Here is a 14968-nt window from a genome sequence, read left to right as displayed (position 1 = left end):
CGGCTTTCGGGCGAGCTGAACGCCGTCTTCCGGGTCAGGTAGCCTCAGTGTCAAAGGGTGCGGCTTCACCGTCTGCAAGCCGCTCGATGATCCTCGCCGGGGCTTTGGGCTTGGTGTCCGCGGCCGAGGCAGTTGCCGCGGCGACGGGCGCACCGGGACTCACTGGCTTGGTGTCGTCCTCCAGGAGTGCATCCTTGATGATGCGCCGGGGATCATACTGACGCGGATCGTACTTCTTCCAGTCGACCTCATCGATGTCGATGCCGACTTCTTCCTTGATCTGCTCGCGCGCGCCCGACGCCATCCGCCGGACTTCCTTGACCAGGTTGGCGAGCTTTTGAGTGTATTCGGGCAAACGGCTGGGACCGATCACGAGTACGCCGATAAGAAGGAGGATTATGAACTCCGGGCCGTTGATTCCAAACACGCTACGAAGATTACCTTGTCTGTGGTGCCGCTCATAAACCGGCGGGACGGAGGAGGGTCTGCAGTCCGCGCAGCAGTCGCCCATACCAGGACCCGGAGCTGTCCCCGTGCCCTTGATGCGACATGGAGTCTCCTGCCCGGACTATTTCCGGCACCGCGTCATCAGCGCTTTCCGGGGGCAGGTCGGAGGTGTAGCTGATCACGGCAGCAGGCATGGCGTAGACAGCCTTCCACGGCGTTCCCTGGGTGACGGACAGCTGCGCCGCGCCCCTCTGGCCAGCGGATTGCGCGTCGGCCGGAAGGTGTTCTTCGGTGATGGTGGCGTAATGGCCGTTGCTTTCGAGCCGGATTTCCACCGCCGGGTGCCCATTGAGCATCGAGGCCTGGGCGGAGACGACGTGGAAGCCCATCTCCAGGAGTTCAGGACAGGCCCACCCTTGGTCGCGGAGGGCGTCCAGTTGCGACGCACTAAGACTCATGGTGCTTCCGGCCGTGAACGAGGGGTCCATGACGTCCACCGGTCCAGCGCTCCATGCCCCCACCAGCGCTCCGGCATTGCCGGCGCCGGCTAATACCCGCGGCTGGTCGTCCCCGGCCACAACGTAAGCTGCGACGCCCAGAGCTCCGGCGCTCACCACGAGGGTACCCGCTGCGACGGCAGCGAAGCGGAGACCCCTGGACAGCCCACCCTGCTGTGGCTGGTTCCACGGATCCTGTGCAGGTTCACTGGCAAGCCGCTCTGTGTGCTGGATCAGGCGTGCAGCAAGGTCCTGGCTCGCTTCCGGCACGGCCGCAGCCCGGAGCCGCTCAAGGTACTGCCGTTCCCGGCCTGCCGCGGCACGGCAGTCCGCACATACCTGCAGGTGTTCCGGTAGCCGCGAATGGCGCCGGGCAGCAAAAGCGCGCGGGGACAGGGCTCCCGGACGGAAGGGACGTCGAGGCATCGACAACCTAGTGGATGCTGGCGATGCGGGGCATCTTCAAGCGCGGCTTGCGGGCCTCGGCGGGTCGGGGATCGCGGTGGGCCAGCTTCTCGCGCAGCATGGTCCTTCCGCGGTGGATACGGGACCTGACGGTCCCCAGCTTCACCCCAAGCGCCTCGGCGACTTCGTCATAGGAGAGGCCTTCAAGATCGCAAAGAACGACGGCGGCACGGAAGTCGGGTGGGAGCTCTTCCAGTGCCCGCTGGACGTCCAGGTCAAGGTTGTTGTGCTCAAAGCTCTGCTCGGGTCCGGGCTCGCGGCCAGGAAGGCGGGACTCGGCGTCCTCGGCCAGCGCATCAAACCGTATGCGGCTCTTTCGGCGGGCCTGGTCGAGGAACAGGTTGGTGGTGATGCGGTGCAACCAGCCGTCCAATGTTCCCGGCTTGAAGTTCTCAAGCGAGCGGAATACGCGGACGAAGACCTCCTGGGTGAGGTCTTCGGCGTCGAACTTGTTGCCGGTCAGGCGGTAGGCGAGGCGATATACCTTGGCGGAGTGGTTCGCCACCACGTCCTCCCAGCTGGGCATGACCCATTCGGCTACGGCCTCGTGGCCTTCTGATGTTTGGACTGGCGCAGCATGCGATGCCGGCATCGTCCACTCCCCTCAACTGTGGTTCACCGAAGAATCCGGTGCCGTCCACCTCATGGATGACCGGAGCAATATCATCCCAAGGTTGTCTGGGAATTTCCTGACCGGCCGCCGATTTCCCCGCAGGGCAGAAAACATCGGCGGACACAGCCGCATGCCGCTCCCCCAACAGCGGGTTTACGCGGGACCACGCAGTAGTCTGGTACAAACACCCCTACCCGCGGAAAGCGAATCCTTCATGAGTGCCGACAAGTCAACCAGCTGGTCCTATGCAGAAGATCTGCCGGCTGAGGACGACGTCTTGTTGCGTGCCCGTGAGCGGTCCTTCGAGCTGGGTGTCACCCCGATCAGTCCGGGTGTTGGTGCGGTGCTCACAGTCCTTGCTGCTGCGTCCAAGGCACAGACAGTAGTAGAAGTCGGATCCGGTGCCGGAGTATCCGGGGTCTGCCTGCTGCGGGGCCTCAGCCCGCAGGCGGTCCTGACAACCATCGACGTCGATGTCGAGCACCTGAAAGCCGCACGGGAAGCGTTCTTGGAATCCGGCAGCCCGGCAAACCGTACGAGGACCATTTCCGGCAGGGCGGCCGACGTGTTGCCCCGCCTGACGGACTCTGCCTACGATCTCGTCTTCATTGATGCGGACAAGCCGAACTTCCCCAAATACGTTGAACAGGCGGTCCGTCTGCTTAAAAGCGGCGGCACCTTGGTGATCAATGACGCCCTGGACAAGGACCGGGTGTCCAACCCTGCTGCACGGGACGCAACTACCGTGGTCCTGCGCCAGATCGGCAAAGCCATCCGCGACGACGAGCGCCTGGCTTCGGCCATGCTGCCCACGGGTGACGGACTCCTGGTGGCAGTCAAGAAGTAGCGGGGAGCGGCGTCGAAGGACGCCGCCCTTAAACTCAAAGCAGGGCTCGAGCTTCCGCCGGGCCCTGCTTGGTAAATCTATTCGGTCACACCTACGAGGCATTCCTTGAGGTTCTCCGCTTCGGAGGCGTTGAGCTCGACCACAAGCCGTCCCCCACCTTCGAGCGGCACACGCATGATCAGGCTGCGCCCCTCCTTGGTAACTTCCATAGGGCCGTCGCCAGTACGTGGTTTCATAGCCGCCATTAGGAAAATCCCCTCCATTTGTCCCAAGTCCGCCCAACCCGGCCGGGCTGGATCCGCCAAGCAATCGCAGCCGGCGGCACCGCTTGGGAGGCCGCCTTGGCCAGGCACTTTAGGTGCTTTGTCCTTGCTAATAGTCCATTATCCCGTACTTACCCGCCCGTAACGAAATCAACAGCCTGTTAGTCAGGGCTTTGTACATATTGCCGTTCCCGAACAAAGCTCCACGTCAGGGCGGATAATCGCCGCCTCCGGGCAAAGGGGCCCACGCCCAGAGCCAAACGACCCACACCATTTGGAGGAGGATGAACATGACGACGACGGTTCCCCGGTACGCCTTGGACTTCGACAACATCGCTGTTGCCAGGGCAAGGGGAAACAGTGGAAGGAGCATTCGGAACGTGCTGGTTTGCGGGTGCAGGAACACCAGCAGGTAACCCATGTAGCAGGCACACCATAGCCGGAGCTCCGTCCCCAGCGCCCGGACTGGCCGGGAGATCATGACCAGTACGAACAACGCCGTGAAGACAAAGGGGGCGAGCACGCCAAGGACTGGACCAAAAAGCATCCGGCCGGTGTCGAACCAGGGCTTGAAGGGCACCAGGTCATCCCCGCGCCAGGCAGTTTCCGTGCGGGTATAGGCTGCAGGGTCGCCGGTGGCCGCCCAGGCAATTGCCGGCCATGCAAGGGCTGCGACACAGGCGGCTACCACCAAGGCACCCAGCGACAACAGGTTCCGCGTAGACAAGGGCCGGGTATCGGAAACGAACCCTTGCCTGTTCCTGGCCGCCCCGAAACGCTGCCATAGATGCCAGAGGAAAAGGAGGCCCACCACGGCCGCGAACGGGACGCCCGAGGGCCGGGACAGCGACATCAGAAGGACCACCGGTATGGCCGCCAGATAGTGCCGCCGTACAACCAAAAGCAGGGACGCTGCGAGAAGCAGGAGGTTCAAGGACTCCGCGTAGGGGACCTGGAGAATCGGCGCGATGGGAAAGGTCGAGACGAAAATGACGCCCCACATGGCTGTGCGCCTGCCCGCGAACTGCCTGAAGAGCTGATGAATGACCAAGACGGCTGCAAGACCTGCCACCATCGCGATGGCAGTGAGCGCTGGAAGCGTGCCCAGCCCTGTGATGGCCGAAAGCCCACGGGCGAGCAAGGGAAACAACGGGTAGAAGGCCCACGCGTTTTCCTTCACCACGCCGTTCTGGTCTAGCGGCAGGACAGCCGGGTAGCCGTCGTCAACGGCCTGCTGGTACCAGCGTGCATCCCAGATAGTGATGAAGTTCCAGTAGTCCGGTGCCGGCGCAAACCAAGGGTTGGTCCCTTGGTGCACTGCGGCGGCCATGAAGATACACGCACTGACCAGCCGCGCGAGGATGAAGACCGCAGCAACCTGGAGCCACCACGTCCACCGTGCCATCCGCGCGCCGGCATCCGACACGGCACGCGAAAGGAGTGCCGTGGGTCCCACTCCCCCGGGCATCTGAGCCCCGGAACTCACTGTTTGGTCCGGGTATCATCATCGACGCCGGGCCGCTGCGGGGTGAGGCCACTGAGCCTCTCGATCTCGCGGTCCTTGGCCTTCAACTGGTCCCGGAGTTCATCGAGTACCTGGTCCACCTGGTCCATGCGGTAGCCCCGCAGGCCCAGGGCGAAACGGACTGTATCGATGTCGGATGGCTTGGCCTCCGCCGGCAGTAACACCGGAGGTAGGTTTGGCGTCGGGTCATCCAGGCCGGCCCCCATGGAGCGGCCGCGGACGATTCCGGCGCCCACAAAGAGGGCAGCGCCAACCAGGACAATCGCGACGAACACCAGAAAAAAGCTCACAGTGTCCATGGTGCCAGAAACCCGTTGCTACTCCGGGCGCTGCTCCCCGGTGGGGCTGGGCAGCGGGGCACCATGGAGCACGCGATGGACGGCGTCTGCCGGGTCATCGACCAGCTGGATCAGGTCGAGGTCCTTTTCGGACACCATGCCCTCTGCCACCAGAGTTTCCCTGATCCATTCGATCATGGGTCCCCAGAAGCCCACGCCCAGCAGCACAATCGGGAACGAGGTCACCTTGCGTGTCTGGACGAGGACCATAGCCTCGAAGAGTTCATCCAGGGTGCCCAGTCCGCCCGGCAGGACCACAAAGCCCTGCGCGTACTTGACGAACATGGTTTTGCGGGCAAAAAAATACCTGAAGTTGATACCCAGGTCCACCCACTGGTTGAGCCCCTGTTCGAAGGGAAGCTCGATGCCCAGGCCGACGGAGACCCCGTTGCCCTCCACAGCACCTTTGTTGGCTGCCTCCATGGAACCGGGGCCGCCGCCTGTGATGACCGCGACTCCGGCTTCGGCAAGCTTCCGGCCGACGTCGACAGCCATCTCGTAGTACTCGGTGCCCGGTTTGGTCCGTGCCGAACCGAAGACACTGACAGCAGGCCCCAGATCTGCCAGGGCACCGAAGCCCTCCACGAATTCGCTCTGGATCCGCAGGACCCGCCAAGGATCCGTATGAATGAACTGGCCGGCACCACTCGTGTCCAGCAAGTGCTGGTCGGACATCCCCGTATCGGCTTGTTTCCGTCGCAGCTCCAAGGAGCCCTTGTGCTTGGCAGGCGCTATCTCGGACGGCAAGGGCACATGGCTGGACTTGGCGCGTCCGTTGGCATCCGGATGGGGAACTGGGTGCTGGCTGATGCTCATTGCCCAAGGCTAGTCCCTATGGACCCCTGCTTCGTCCATGCGACCCGCCCGTTGCATTGCAGTCTGGCATATCGCTGAAGGACAGGTTTCTGTTCAATCACGATCTTGGCGAACTTGGCGTGACCGTAGTCATATTTGGGTCTTTGTTCGCTAGATTCTTCGTATGACTACTCAAGCGTCCGGCGATGCCCTCGTCTCACTGAACGGCGTCAATAAGCATTACGGTCAACTGCACGTCCTGAAAGACATCAACCTGCAGGTTCGGAAGGGCGAAGTCGTGGTGGTCATCGGACCGTCCGGCTCCGGCAAGTCCACCTTGTGCCGCGCGATCAACCGCTTGGAAACGATCGACGACGGTGCGATTGCCATCGACGGGAAGAAGCTCCCGGAAGAAGGCAAGGACCTCGCCCACCTGCGGGCCGACGTCGGAATGGTCTTCCAGTCCTTCAACCTGTTCGCCCACAAGACGATTCTTGAGAACGTCACGCTGGGGCCGATCAAGGTCAAGAAGGTGGCCAAGGGGACAGCGGACAAGGAAGCCATGGCACTGCTCGAGCGTGTCGGTGTGGGTCACCAGGCTCCGAAGCTGCCCGCCCAGCTGTCCGGCGGTCAGCAGCAGCGCGTAGCCATCGCCCGTGCACTGGCCATGAAGCCGAAGGTCATGCTCTTTGATGAGCCAACCTCCGCACTTGACCCCGAAATGATCAATGAAGTCCTGGACGTCATGATCCAGCTGGCCAAAGAAGGCATGACCATGATCGTGGTCACCCATGAGATGGGCTTTGCGCGCAAGGCCGCTGACCGTGTGGTGTTCATGGCGGACGGCCAGATCGTGGAAGACGCAACTCCTGAGGAGTTCTTCACCAACCCGAAGAGCGACCGCGCCAAGGACTTCCTGTCCAAGCTTTTGACCCACTAGCTCCCCACCGCCCGCATCCCGGCTGTAGAGAACGCACCCTGGCCGTACGACGGCCAACCAATGAAAGGAATGTCATGAAGGCTTTTATTACCCGGAGGAAGTCGCTCCTGGTGGCCGCTTCGGCCGTGCTCGCCCTCTCCCTGAGCGCCTGTGGAGGTGGCGGAAGCTCCACCACTCCCCCCGTTGCCTCGGCCAGCTTCGACGCCGGCACGACGATGGAAAAGCTGAACAAGGCGCAGAAGATCACCATCGGCACCAAGTTCGACCAGCCGCTCTTCGGCCAGAAGGGCCTTGATGGCAAGCCTGTCGGTTTCGACGTTGAAATGGGCAAAGCAATCGCCGCCAAGCTGGGCATCCCCGCCGACAAGATCGAATGGGTAGAGACCGTCTCCCAGAACCGCGAATCGTTCATCGAACAGGGCCGCGTAGACCTCGTCATCGCCACCTACACCATCAACGATGCCCGTAAGGAAAAGGTCGCTTTCGCCGGACCGTACTACGAAGCCGGCCAGGCTTTGCTGGTGAACAAGGACGACAACTCCATCACCAAGCCTGAAGATGTCAAGGGCAAGAAGGTCTGCTCCGTTACCGGTTCCACACCGGCCAAGACCATCGCCGAGAAGTACGGTGCCGAGGTCGTTCCTGCCGCCACGTACACCGCCTGCCTGGAGCCGCTGCGCAACAAGCAGGTTGTCGCCGTGACTACCGACAACGTCATCCTCGCCGGCTACGTCGACAAGGAGCCGGACGCCTTCAAGCTCGCTTCGGACCAGACCTTCACCAAGGAGCCCTATGGCATCGGCCTGAAGAAGGACGACACCGTTTTCCGCGGCTGGATCAACGACCAGCTTGAGGGATTCGCCAAGGACGGCACCTACAAGAAGGCCTGGGAAGCCACAGCAGGCAAGGTCATCAAGACCACCCCTGAACTTCCTGCGATCAACCGCTACTAGTCGGGACCAGTCAGCTGCCGCCGCCCCTTTGGACGGCGGCAGCTGACGAATCCAGGACCCTGTTCCCTGATTAGCTGCAGCCAAAGGAACCCATGGACGCCGTCATAGCAAGCCTCCCCCAATACTGGGACGGATTTCTCCGCACCCTGTATCTTTCCGTCATTTCAGGAATCATCGCCCTCATCGTCGGGACAATCCTGGCAGCCATGAGGGTCTCCCCCGTGGCTGCCCTCCGCGGATTCAGCACGTTCTACGTTGAAGTCGCCCGAAACACACCCCTCACCATCATCTTCTTCTTCGCCGCGATCGTTCTCCCGCGGCTGGGCGTCAAGTTCGAACAATTCGAAGTCGCCGCCATCATCGCGCTGAGCAGCTACACGGCCGCCTTCATTGCCGAAGCCGTCCGTTCCGGCGTCAACAGCGTGCCCGTAGGACAAGCCGAAGCCGCCCGAAGCATCGGGATGACCTTCATCCAGGTGCTGGGCTTCATCGTCCTCCCACAGGCTGTCCGCACTGTGATCCCGCCCTTGATCAATATCCTGATCGCCCTGGTGAAGAACTCATCGGTAGCCGGCGCCTTCTTCGTCCTTGAGCTTTTCGGCTATGGCCGCCAGCTCTCCAACGACTACGGCGACCAGGTTCTTTGGATCCTCCTTGGGGTGGCGTTCTTCTACCTCCTGATCACAGTGCCGCTGGGCCTCCTGGCTCACTTTGTTGAACGTAAGGTGGCGATTGCCCGATGACCTCGGTTCTGTACGACGTCCCCGGGCCCAAGGCCCGCCTCTACTCGCTCATTGGGTCCGCCGTCGGCATCCTGCTCATCGTTGGCGTACTCGCCATCGCGGTGGCCACCCTGGCCCAACAGGGCATCTTCGACGCCGAACGCTGGGAGATCTTCTACGGTCCCATGGCGCCGGATGTCTGGAGCCTGATTGGGCAGGGCATTCTGTCCACGCTGGCTGCTGCGGCCGTTGCGGCGATCATCGCCTTCCCGCTCGGCATCGCACTGTGCCTGTTGCGGATTTCGCTGATTCCCTGGATCCGGATCCCCACCCAGGTAGTGCTTGAATTCCTGCGCGGCATGCCCGTGGTCCTCATGATGTTGTTCGTCCTGCTGGTTTTCGCCACGGGCCAGTTCCAGGCCGTCGTGGTTGGCCTGGTTCTTTACAACGCGGCCATCTTCGCCGAGATCCTCCGGGCCGGCATCCAGTCCCTGCCGAAGGGGCAACGCGAAGCAGGATTGGCCATCGGGCTGCGCAGCTTCCAGTCCCGGATGTCCATCGAGTTCCCGCAGGCCGTGCGCCGCATGCTTCCGTCATTGGTGGCACAGCTGGTGGTCCTGTTGAAGGACACCTCGCTGGGCTACATCGTCGGGTACGAGGAATTGCTGCGGAAGATCCAGATCATGGCAGACTTCCTCGGGCCGAACTTCCTGTTCCCTGCGTTCTTTGTGGGCGCAGCGATTTACATCCTGATCAACCTGTCGGTGTCACGGATCGCCATCTGGATTGAACGCCGGGGGTCCCGGAAAACTGCAGGTGGCACGGCCAAGGCAACGGCAGGCGGAACGGTTCCAACCGCCAAGTAGTGAGCTGTCAGGAAAAGGGGCGGGTCCCGGTTCAGTGGAACCGGGACCCGCCCCTTTTCGTTTTTTGGCGTTCGTGTCGGGCTAAGCCAGCCACGTACGCAGTGCCCGCAGGCACTCACTGATCGCATCGGCGTCGATGTGTTCGTTGTCTTTGTGCGCCAGCAGGGGGTCGCCGGGGCCGAAGTTCACCGCCGGGATTCCCAGCTCACTGAAACGCGCGACGTCGGTCCATCCGTATTTGGGCTTCGGGTCGGCGCCCACTGCGGCAACGAAGGACGCGGCGGCGGGGTGGTTGAGTCCCGGCCGCGCGCCGGCAGCGGCGTCGGTCCGGACGACGTCGAACCCTTCCAGGAGTTCGCGGACGTGGGCTTCGGCCTCATCCGGGGTCTTGTCCGGCGCGAAGCGGTAGTTGATTTCCACCACGCACCGGTCCGGGATGACGTTGCCTGCCGTGCCACCCTTGATCTTCACGGCGTTGAGGCTTTCACGGTAGTCCAGGCCGTCCACGTTGATGGTGCGGGGTTGGTAGGCGGCCAGCCGTTCCAGGATTGGAGCGGCAGCATGAATGGCGTTCACTCCCATCCACGCGCGGGCGGAGTGCGCGGTTTCACCCAGGGTGGTGGCTTCGAACCGGCTGGTTCCGTTGCAACCACCCTCCACCGTGCCGTGGGTTGGTTCCAGCAGGATCGCGAAATCGCCGTGGAGCTGCTCACCGTGGTTCCGGAACAAACGGCCCAACCCGCTCTTGACCGCTTCCACTTCCTCATGGTCGTAGAAGACGAAAGTGACGTCCTTGTCCGGCTGCCTGCCGTCGTCGAACAGTGTGGCGGCCAAGGCGAGCTGCACCGCCACGCCGCCCTTCATGTCGGTGGTGCCGCGGCCATACAGCACACCCTCCCCCGGCGTGCCGGACTCCCAAGTGGCCGGAACGGTACCCAAGGAACCTTCAACGGTGGGCAGCGGGACCGTGTCCAGGTGTCCGGCCAGGATGACGCGCTCAGCCCGGCCAAGTTCGGTGCGCGCGATAATCGCATCGCCGTCCCTGATAACCGTGTAGGCGGGGATGGCGCGGAGGGCTGCCTCCACGGCGTCCGCGAGCTCAGTCTCGTTTCCGGACACGCTGTTGTAGTCGATGATCGCCGCGGTCAGCAAAGCGACGTCCTGGCGCAGGTCAAGGAGGGCGGGGTTCTGGGTCACTGCTCCAGCTTAACAACCCCCATTGCGACCTGCTGTCCGTGAGACGGGTTTTAACCGACCTCTGCCTGCTGGATACACTTGGCGCATGACTGAAACTGCTTCTTCCACCGTGCCCGCAAGCACAGCCACCGACACCCGCTCAGCCTACGGATTCGGCCTCGCCACCATTGCCACCTCGGCATCCGGGGAAGCAACCGTGCTGGACGTCTGGTACCCGGCACCCTCCTTGGGTGTCGCCGCTGACTCTCTCCGGGACGTGGAGAACGCCGATCCTGCCCTGACGGCACTCGCCGACCAGAGCAAGGACGCAGACCGCGGCACCGAGCAGAAGGTCGTCTTCGCCCAGATCGACCTCGACGCCGCCCCGGCAGACACTGCCGACGCCTACCTGCGCCTGCACCTTCTGTCCCACCGTCTGGTGAAGCCGAACAGCATCAACCTGGACGGCGTCTTCGGCAAGCTCCCCAACGTGGTGTGGACCAACTTCGGCCCGGCCGCGGTTGATGGCTTCGAACTGACCCGGGCGCGGCTGCGCAAGCGCGGGAACGTTGTGGTTTACGGCGTGGACAAGTTCCCGCGCATGGTTGACTATGTCGTTCCCTCCGGCGTGCGCATCGCCGACGCCGACCGCGTCCGCCTCGGCGCCCACCTGGCCGAAGGCACCACCGTGATGCACGAGGGCTTCGTGAACTTCAACGCCGGCACCCTGGGCACCTCCATGGTCGAGGGCCGCATCTCCGCGGGCGTCGTCGCCGGCGACGGCACCGACGTTGGCGGCGGAGCCTCCATCATGGGCACCCTCTCCGGTGGCGGCAAGGAAAAGATCGCACTGGGTGAGCGCGTCCTGCTGGGCGCCAACTCCGGCGTAGGCATCAGCATCGGCGATGACTCCGTGGTTGAAGCCGGCCTGTACGTCACCGCCGGCACCCGGGTTCGCGTGCCGGGGCCCAAGGACGAGAACGGCGAGGACACCAGCACCATCATCAAGGCCGTGGAACTCTCCGGCGTTCCCAACCTGCTGTTCCGTCGCAACTCCACCACCGGCGGCGTGGAAGTCCTTCCCCGCAAGGGCCAGACGGTGGAGCTGAACGAGGCACTTCACGCCAACTAGCAGGAGGAAATCCGTGCGCCGGTTCCGCCGCGCCATCGTTGCGGTGCTGGCCTTGGCCCTCATAGCAGGGGCAATCTACGCGATCGTGGCTGTACTGCAGCGCTCCGAGACCCTGGTCACGGAGCGCTGCGTCGCCGTCGTAGGTTCTGACAGCCACGAGCTCGCCACGGACCAGGCAGCCAACGCTTCGCTTATTTCCGCGATCTCCGTCAGGCGCGGACTTCCCCCACGTGCCGCGAGCATCGCCCTCGCCACGGCGATGCAGGAATCCAGGCTTCGCAACATCAACTACGGTGACGACGCCGGCCCCGACTCCCGTGGCCTGTTCCAGCAGCGGCCTTCGCAGGGTTGGGGCACGGAAGCCCAAGTGATGGACCCCGTGTATGCGACCAACGCGTTCTATGACGGGCTGGTCAAGGTGCCAGGGTTCGAAACCATGGAAATCACCCAAGCCGCGCAAGCGGTCCAGCGCTCGGCATTCCCACGCGCCTACGCACAGCACGAACCCATGGGCCGCGCCTTCGCTTCGGCGCTGACCGGGCACTCGGAGTCAGCATTGAACTGCGAATTGCGCATGCCCGAAGCGGCAGGCGACCCCGCCGCCGTCGTCGATGAACTTTCGACGGCGTTCGGCACCCAGCCGGCCACCGTTCAGGGCCGGACGGTGCAGCTGAATATCAGCGGAACCCAGGCCTGGGCCGTGGCTCATTGGGCTGTAGCGAATGCCAAGACGCTGTCCATCACGCAAGTCGATGTTGCTGGCCAGACCTGGAACCGGGAGAAACGCAACGGCTGGCAAGCGTCGGCGGCTCCAGCCGGACCGGTCACCATCACGGTGTCTGCCCCCACCACCTGAGTTTCTGTAGGTCAGACCAGGAGCTCCACCACCGGCTGGACGTAACTGCGGAACACGTCCGGCTCCGACAAAAGCCGGTGGCTCATGATCATGGTGTTGGGCTCCAGATACCAGGCCCGGGGTTCGCTGAGTGGCAGTTCGATGATGGTGAGCTCGAAGTCCCGGGAGCTCCTGCCGACCTCCAGGAGCCGGTCCTCCACCATCTCGTTCAGCACGTGGGTGACGCCATTTGCCTCGCGCGCTGCTTCCAGGTCTGCGTACTCGTCGATCCTGTCCGTTGCCCAACCAAGGGCCGAGCCGAAATGGGCCTGGAGGACACGCTGGAGGGCAGGCGAATTACCGAACGCCTTGAAGCTTGGCGGTGCCAGCTCAGATGCGGGTTTGGGATAGGCCTTCACCAGGCTTTCCCACCAGGCCTCCCACTCGGTCTTGAGGGCCTGGATGCCCCCAACATCCGAGGTCAGGTGGCTGTGGTCGGCGTGCCGGACCTTGGGCGCTGCATGGGACAGCAGCGGCGTGCCGGCACCGTCAAGACCGGCAATGTCACGCAAGTACAAGGCAATGAGCATCGGCCCCGAAGTATCCATGGTGATGCGCCATCCCGGGCCGCCTGACTCATGCATCCGAATTCCTCCCTTTGGCAGGTCCCCGACAAGTCCCAGTCTATTCCCGTTAACCCCCGGCGGTAGAGGTCCGGACCCACTGCTTCGCGGGAGCGGAACCGGCTACCGGGATACCGGTGACGCTTCCAAGGAACGCAGGTGGGCGGCGAGGACGTCGCTGCACATTTCAGCGGTCATCCACTCGGGCTGGAGCAATGAGTGCATGCACAGACCGTCGAGGGTGGCCAGGAGCCTCTCAGCCTCGGTGACGAGGCCTTCTTGGGCGCTTTCTCCGGGATTCAGCGCCATGATCAAACGCCCGACGATGGCGGCTACGGTACGGTGGCTGCGCTCGGCTTCTGCGGCCAGCACCGGTTTGATGCGTGCAGCGTGGCGGAAGGCCATCCAGACGCAGGCATCCACAGCCAGTTCTTCGTCCAGGGGAAGGAATTGGCCGAGCAGGTTCAGGACGGCTACGTGCTGTTCCTGGCTTCCGGGTGGCTCGGCTTCGACTGCACCGAGTGCGGCCTCGAGCCTGCCGGCTATACGGTCGATCACTGCGCCGAAAGAGAAGGCCAACAGCTCGTCGCTGCTGGCGAAGTAGTGGCGTACCGAGCCCACTGCCAGCCCCGCCTCATCGGCTACTTCCCGCAGGGACGCCCGTTCCAGGCCATCACTGGCAATGATCCGAAAAACAGCGTGGACGACTTCCTGGCGCCGGGCTTCGGCATCAACAATTTTGGGCACTAATTGTTTTTAGCACGAACGTGCTTCCACAGCCCTCAACACTGAGCGGCGTGGCTTGGATTTCCGATAGCGTAGGGACCATGAAAATTCTTGTCACGGGTGGCACCGGCTACATCGGTTCGCACACCGTTTTGTCCCTTCAGGAAGCCGGGCACGACGTCGTCGTGCTGGATAACCTGGTGAATTCCAGCGAGGAATCCCTCCGCCGGGTCTCGGAGCTGACCGGCAAGAGTGCCGCCTTCCACAAGGTTGACCTGGTGGACGAGCCGGCCGTGGAGGCCGTTTTCGACCAGCACCAGATCGACGCCGTGATCCACTTCGCCGGGCTGAAGGCCGTGGGCGAATCGGTCCAGGAACCACTCGCCTACTACTACAACAACATTGTGGGCACCCTGAACCTGCTCCGGGCCATGGACAAGCACGACGTCCGCTCCATTGTGTTCAGCTCCTCTGCCACCGTTTACGGCGAGCACAACCCCATCCCCTACATCGAGAAGATGGAAATCGGCGCGAACAACCCTTACGGCCGCACCAAGGAACAGATCGAGGACATCCTCTCGGACCTGGGCAACGCGGACGACCGCTGGCATATCGCACTGCTGCGCTACTTCAACCCCGTGGGCGCCCACCCGTCGGGCCGGATCGGCGAGGACCCCCAGGGCATTCCCAACAACCTCGTGCCATTCATTGCCCAGGTAGCCGTGGGACGCCGCGAGAAGCTCATGGTGTTCGGTGGGGACTACGACACCCCTGATGGCACGGCACAGCGCGATTACATCCACGTGGTGGACCTCGCGGACGGCCATGTGGCAGCACTGAACTACATTGCCGAACGCGCAGGCGTTCGTCGCTGGAACCTCGGCTCCGGGCGGGGTTCTTCCGTCCTTGAGGTGCTTCGGTCCTTCGAGAAGGCCGTTGGCCAGCCGATCCCCTACGAAATCACGGGCCGCCGCGCAGGCGACCTCCCTGCCTTCTGGGCCGATGCTTCGTCCGCCCTGGCCGACCTCGGCTGGTCCACCACCAAGACGGTGGACCAGATGTGCGAGGACCACTGGCGCTGGCAGAAGAACAACCCCTACGGGTACAACGCTTCCTGAAACAACGACGGCGGCCGCCCACCTCGCGCGAGGCTGTCTCTTCTCCACATCTCCGAGCCCCCGAGAATCTCTTAGGTATCTGGGGGG

General features: G+C 63.3%; 18 protein-coding genes. 8 read left to right on the top strand and 10 right to left on the bottom strand.

The genetic code is table 11. The features are described from left to right. Positions 1-34 precede the first annotated feature (34 nt). The 3 genes from ABHM97_RS07895 to sigE are packed head-to-tail and all read right to left on the bottom strand — an operon-like array spanning position 35 to position 2001. A complete protein-coding gene (locus tag ABHM97_RS07895; RefSeq protein WP_235520686.1) occupies positions 35-427 on the bottom strand; it encodes a twin-arginine translocase TatA/TatE family subunit in 393 nt (130 codons plus the stop codon). Between the two features lie 31 nt (positions 428-458). After that, a complete protein-coding gene (locus tag ABHM97_RS07890; RefSeq protein WP_349470236.1) occupies positions 459-1370 on the bottom strand; it encodes a hypothetical protein in 912 nt (303 codons plus the stop codon). Between the two features lie 7 nt (positions 1371-1377). Further along, positions 1378-2001 (bottom strand): RNA polymerase sigma factor SigE, encoded by a 624-nt coding sequence (gene sigE, locus ABHM97_RS07885; protein ID WP_235520688.1) that lies wholly within the window; start codon positions 1999-2001, stop codon positions 1378-1380. A 235-nt stretch (positions 2002-2236) separates the two neighbouring features. Here sigE and ABHM97_RS07880 point away from each other — a divergent pair, with 235 nt between their 5' ends. Then, on the top strand, positions 2237-2869 hold the full coding sequence (locus ABHM97_RS07880) for an O-methyltransferase (protein ID WP_211714276.1): 633 nt from the start codon (positions 2237-2239) through the stop codon (positions 2867-2869). Positions 2870-2946: 77 nt separating this feature from the next. Here the strand turns inward: ABHM97_RS07880 and ABHM97_RS07875 are convergent, their stop codons facing one another. The 4 genes from ABHM97_RS07875 to ABHM97_RS07860 all read right to left on the bottom strand — a co-directional run bounded on the left by ABHM97_RS07875 (position 2947) and on the right by ABHM97_RS07860 (position 5811). Beyond that, positions 2947-3114: a DUF3117 domain-containing protein gene (locus ABHM97_RS07875; protein WP_211714277.1), complete on the bottom strand. Its 168-nt coding sequence runs from the start codon at positions 3112-3114 to the stop codon at positions 2947-2949. Between the two features lie 226 nt (positions 3115-3340). Beyond that, on the bottom strand, positions 3341-4537 hold the full coding sequence (locus tag ABHM97_RS07870; protein ID WP_349470531.1) for a putative hexosyltransferase: 1197 nt from the start codon (positions 4535-4537) through the stop codon (positions 3341-3343). Positions 4538-4614: 77 nt separating this feature from the next. Continuing rightward, complete coding sequence (locus tag ABHM97_RS07865) at positions 4615-4956, bottom strand: DivIVA domain-containing protein (RefSeq protein ID WP_257369274.1); 342 nt, start codon at positions 4954-4956, stop codon at positions 4615-4617. 18 nt (positions 4957-4974) lie between these two features. Then, positions 4975-5811, bottom strand: coding sequence for an LOG family protein (locus ABHM97_RS07860; protein WP_257369275.1), 837 nt, complete (start codon positions 5809-5811; stop codon positions 4975-4977). 163 nt (positions 5812-5974) lie between these two features. On the opposite strand from ABHM97_RS07860, the gene ABHM97_RS07855 reads away from it, so the two are divergent. The 4 genes from ABHM97_RS07855 to ABHM97_RS07840 all read left to right on the top strand — a co-directional run bounded on the left by ABHM97_RS07855 (position 5975) and on the right by ABHM97_RS07840 (position 9271). Continuing rightward, entirely contained in the window at positions 5975-6730 is a 756-nt protein-coding gene (locus ABHM97_RS07855; protein WP_235516869.1) for an amino acid ABC transporter ATP-binding protein, read from the top strand. Positions 6731-6804: 74 nt separating this feature from the next. Then, positions 6805-7683: a glutamate ABC transporter substrate-binding protein gene (locus ABHM97_RS07850; protein WP_235516871.1), complete on the top strand. Its 879-nt coding sequence runs from the start codon at positions 6805-6807 to the stop codon at positions 7681-7683. A gap of 92 nt (positions 7684-7775) precedes the next feature. Beyond that, on the top strand, positions 7776-8426 hold the full coding sequence (locus ABHM97_RS07845) for an amino acid ABC transporter permease (protein ID WP_235516873.1): 651 nt from the start codon (positions 7776-7778) through the stop codon (positions 8424-8426). After that, on the top strand, positions 8423-9271 hold the full coding sequence (locus ABHM97_RS07840) for an amino acid ABC transporter permease (RefSeq protein WP_349470235.1): 849 nt from the start codon (positions 8423-8425) through the stop codon (positions 9269-9271). Before ABHM97_RS07845 ends, ABHM97_RS07840 begins: the two co-directional genes overlap by 4 nt. A gap of 81 nt (positions 9272-9352) precedes the next feature. Here ABHM97_RS07840 and dapE read toward each other — a convergent pair whose 3' ends face one another. Further along, positions 9353-10468: a succinyl-diaminopimelate desuccinylase gene (gene dapE, locus ABHM97_RS07835; protein WP_349470234.1), complete on the bottom strand. Its 1116-nt coding sequence runs from the start codon at positions 10466-10468 to the stop codon at positions 9353-9355. A gap of 85 nt (positions 10469-10553) precedes the next feature. Between dapE and dapD the strand changes: the two genes are divergently transcribed. Together dapD and ABHM97_RS07825 are read left to right on the top strand one after the other, a co-directional pair. After that, complete coding sequence (gene dapD / locus ABHM97_RS07830; protein ID WP_235516884.1) at positions 10554-11579, top strand: 2,3,4,5-tetrahydropyridine-2,6-dicarboxylate N-succinyltransferase; 1026 nt, start codon at positions 10554-10556, stop codon at positions 11577-11579. Between the two features lie 13 nt (positions 11580-11592). Next, a complete protein-coding gene (locus tag ABHM97_RS07825) occupies positions 11593-12435 on the top strand; it encodes a hypothetical protein (RefSeq protein WP_235516886.1) in 843 nt (280 codons plus the stop codon). Between the two features lie 11 nt (positions 12436-12446). Here the strand turns inward: ABHM97_RS07825 and ABHM97_RS07820 are convergent, their stop codons facing one another. Both ABHM97_RS07820 and ABHM97_RS07815 read right to left on the bottom strand, forming a co-directional pair. Beyond that, positions 12447-13058, bottom strand: coding sequence for a hypothetical protein (locus ABHM97_RS07820; RefSeq protein ID WP_235516888.1), 612 nt, complete (start codon positions 13056-13058; stop codon positions 12447-12449). Between the two features lie 102 nt (positions 13059-13160). Beyond that, entirely contained in the window at positions 13161-13784 is a 624-nt protein-coding gene (locus ABHM97_RS07815; protein ID WP_349470233.1) for a TetR/AcrR family transcriptional regulator, read from the bottom strand. Positions 13785-13864: 80 nt separating this feature from the next. Between ABHM97_RS07815 and galE the strand changes: the two genes are divergently transcribed. Continuing rightward, on the top strand, positions 13865-14881 hold the full coding sequence (galE, locus tag ABHM97_RS07810; protein ID WP_235516892.1) for a UDP-glucose 4-epimerase GalE: 1017 nt from the start codon (positions 13865-13867) through the stop codon (positions 14879-14881). The last annotated feature ends 87 nt before the right edge of the window (positions 14882-14968 follow it).

It is taken from the genome of Paenarthrobacter sp. CAP02 (genome assembly GCF_040137855.1).
Lineage (GTDB): Bacteria > Actinomycetota > Actinomycetes > Actinomycetales > Micrococcaceae > Arthrobacter.
The sequence above is the reverse complement of the archived record's forward strand: the minus strand, read 5'-3'. Positions and strand labels throughout refer to the sequence as shown.